The sequence below is a fragment of the Endozoicomonas sp. ALC013 genome (genome assembly GCF_049310205.1).
GTDB lineage: Bacteria > Pseudomonadota > Gammaproteobacteria > Pseudomonadales > Endozoicomonadaceae > Endozoicomonas.
Genome location: NZ_JBLYNS010000282.1, coordinates 1 through 3224, shown reverse-complemented (window position 1 = coordinate 3224; position 3224 = coordinate 1). Strand labels below are relative to the sequence as shown.

2 protein-coding genes are annotated in these 3224 nt (G+C 51.3%); both read left to right on the top strand.

Features of this window, described 5'->3' with window-relative positions; genetic code table 11:
- A partial coding sequence (locus tag ACO6V1_RS23115) for a transglutaminase-like domain-containing protein (protein ID WP_422468838.1) occupies nucleotides 1-2398 on the top strand: 2398 nt, incomplete at its 5' end.
- Between the two features lie 269 nt (nucleotides 2399-2667).
- On the top strand, nucleotides 2668-3224 hold a 557-nt coding region (locus ACO6V1_RS23110; protein ID WP_422468836.1), incomplete at its 3' end, for a hypothetical protein.

Here is a 3224-nt window from a genome sequence, read left to right as displayed (position 1 = left end):
CCGGCTCAGGCTGCAAGCCATGGGGGTATCAGAGGAACTGAGTCGGTGGCTGACCGCTTGCGCCCATGGCATCAATGACAATCTCCGGCAGCAACGCCTTACCCTTGAGCTGACGCTGCCGCAGCTGCTTCAGGTCGCCGATCGATTGACCCGCATCTCTATGGGGCAGTTGCCTGAGTATCTGCGCCGGGAGTGGCGACCCTATTTGGACAGCTGCCAGCCTAAATTTGAATGGCCCTCTATTCCCGGCCAGTCAGCAGAAAAAGAATCTTCCAGAGGTTCGGCATCACCGAAGACTTTCAGCCTGGGAATTCCCCCTGAAGTGTCTAACGAATATTATGTAACCCGGTTTTTTCCTGGTCAGTGGGATTGCGCGCTGTATCGACTGGAGCTGTTCACCGTCAGTGTGACCACTGATCAGAATTTAGTGCGAAGCCCGTTGCCAGAGCGTCCTGTCGATCAGAGTTTTCTTTTGCCAATGTTAGCCGGGCGCAGTCATCTGAAAAGCGATGAAACCACCGGACGCCTGATACTGAAACCGGGCAGCGAATGGCAGCCATTGCCATCACTGACGGCCGCAGACCGTTTAACCGGTCTGCACACCATCCCGGCAGAGGCACTGGAGCTGGCACAGGACAACCAGACTGGCCAGTACTTTATCCGTTCCCGGTTAACCGAACCGGTGGCTGTGGGCTTTATTATCAAACCCGATCCGAAGTACTTTAAGCCGTTAACGTCGGCCGATCCCATCGAAACGCAACCCCGGCGATGCCCATCCCTGATCAAAGTACATCTGGATCAGGAGGTTTTCAGCCAGCAACCAGGGCACTTTCCGGGCTATCGGAAGTTGCGGGAAATAGGGCAGATAAGGAATCTGTCCGAACGGCTGCTGGCCCTGATTGATTGGTTCAGAGCGTTTTCTTACGAGCATAACTTTGTCGAAACCGGCATCAGCCTGGTCAAGCGATTGTTGCAGGAGCAGCAGGGCAGCTGTCACCACCGTGCATTTCTGTTTCAATTACTCTGTCTTTACTGGGGTATCGAAGCCCGGATAGTAAAATCGGAATCACATGATTTTGTTGAGGTCAGATCCTGCAATGGGTGGCGACTTTGCGATTTATGGGGCATCGAAAGCATTGTCACATTCTTACCTGAGCCGAAATGGGTGGGTATCTACGTATCAGTGCCGACGCCGCCAGTCAAGCCAACTGTCGGACAAGCTACAGGCAGTCATGCCTCCGGCTGGAACCGGCTCCTGTCACTGGTCATCTCCCTGTGCCAGCAATGGCAATGTTCTAAATTCGCACTGCCTCAAGAGGCCAATAGCCTTGTCAAAGATGCTGTTCTGGAAGAGTTCCGGAAAAATTTCCGCCCTATCCCCATGAGCAGGCACTTGTCAGCCCGACGTTACAATAGTTCGTCAGAACACAGACCTCTTATCACCGCATTTGATATTGCCTACCATCTGGCACCGGAACAGTATCTGCAGGCAGCCAGACACGCCATTGACCATTTTGATACCCTTGCTCCTCCTGAAAGGAAAGCCATTATTGACTGGAGCCACTGTATGCTCATCTGGTCAAAAAATTATCAATCGCCAAAACAGCATGATTTCTGTCGGTGGTCGGAGTTTGCCTGGCAACTGTATCTGCACAGCCCGAATGACTTTCCCGTTCTGCCTGTTCAAAGCCTGCAGGCCGTGACCCGGTTCAATCTTGATCATGATGGTACGGCGCAAAGACTGGACCAGCGCCTGTTCCGGGTAGAGTCCATCGACAGAACCTGGCTGAAAAATGTCAGGGACAGTCCGGAGGCCGACAACTTTTCTCTGCTGTATGACTGGGAAACATTGCCTCAGATGGCTGTCACCGATGTTTATTGGAGCCATTCCTCCCGGGGCAGACTGGATCTTGCCCGACTGATCCGTGGTGAGCCCTGTTTTCCGGAGAAATCAACCTGTTACCTGGAGACCAACACCCTGATGCTGTCCAGTCAGTTTTTGATCGACAGGGCGTTGGATGCCCTCAAACTGGCCACCAATCGACAGACCGGGGCACTGTTTCGTGATGAACTCCCTTACCAACCTGGCACATTCTTAATTGATTACATTGATCATGCAGAACAGAACCGGCAGTTAATTCGCCTGATCAGCGATCAACGCTCTGCTGAAATATATACCCCGGTGATATGCAAAGACCTGGAAAAATTCCGGGTGTTAATCGTCGGCAACTTCTGTGACCAGGTCACCATCTTTGAAAGTCCGGCAGGGCAAAATTTTAACTTGATCGGCAGTGGGATTTTTTCTACGGGTATTGCTCTGGATTGCCAGGAGTCACTGAGAAAAATAAAACGCTTAATCAATGAGCCTGATGCCAACACTCTTTTTAACCGCAAATAACAGTACCCAATCAGGGAGGAACTTTTCCCGTTTTACACCATCTAAGTAGGCTGACGGATCGCAATTACTATCAGAAAAGTACTATTTTCATGTTTCCTGTTCAGCCTGGTGCCGTAGTTAATGTGCACAAGCAACCCGCCAATCACCCCGCTCAAAAAAGTTTGGCAAATTCCCCAGACGATTCTTTACGGCCCGGTAACACCGATAAAAAAACACGAGTAACAGCAGTCTTGTCGGTCAAAAATGAGCAGCTGCATGTTACCCAACAAGTGTCAGCGAAGAGTGCACATAACAGCCCAATCCGAAACGTCACGCCCATCACAGATTGCATCAGCCACCTGAAGCAATCGGCATCGCCGGTTGGTGATGCGTTTCATTTTTTTGAATCCATTGATGCAAAGGATGAACTGATCCGTTTCTATCGGCAAAAGACAGACGCCGGGTTTCTTTTTATGATCCGGCATCCGAACGACCTGGATCATCACCCGTTAAGAAGGCTGCACTATTATCCAACTCCCGGACAAAAAAACGAGTGTCCCGGGCTTATTTATCAGTCAGTGCCCATTACCCTGATTTTCGATTGTGACAACCTCAGGCCCAGACAGCTGGCCTCATTGAATGAGCTGTTGGAGAATCCTCCCCGGCTGGATGGCATCCCTATCAGCACGACAGTCAGCCGGGTTGTTCTGGCCAAAAATGATTTAATATACCAGCCGGATGCTCCCGGACCGGATTTCTGGCGTCGGGTATTTGCCCGGGACAGATCCTCTTCAGCAACCTTCAATGTCACCCCGGCCGCTGTATCCTGGTCAGTAAGCCATCGCTT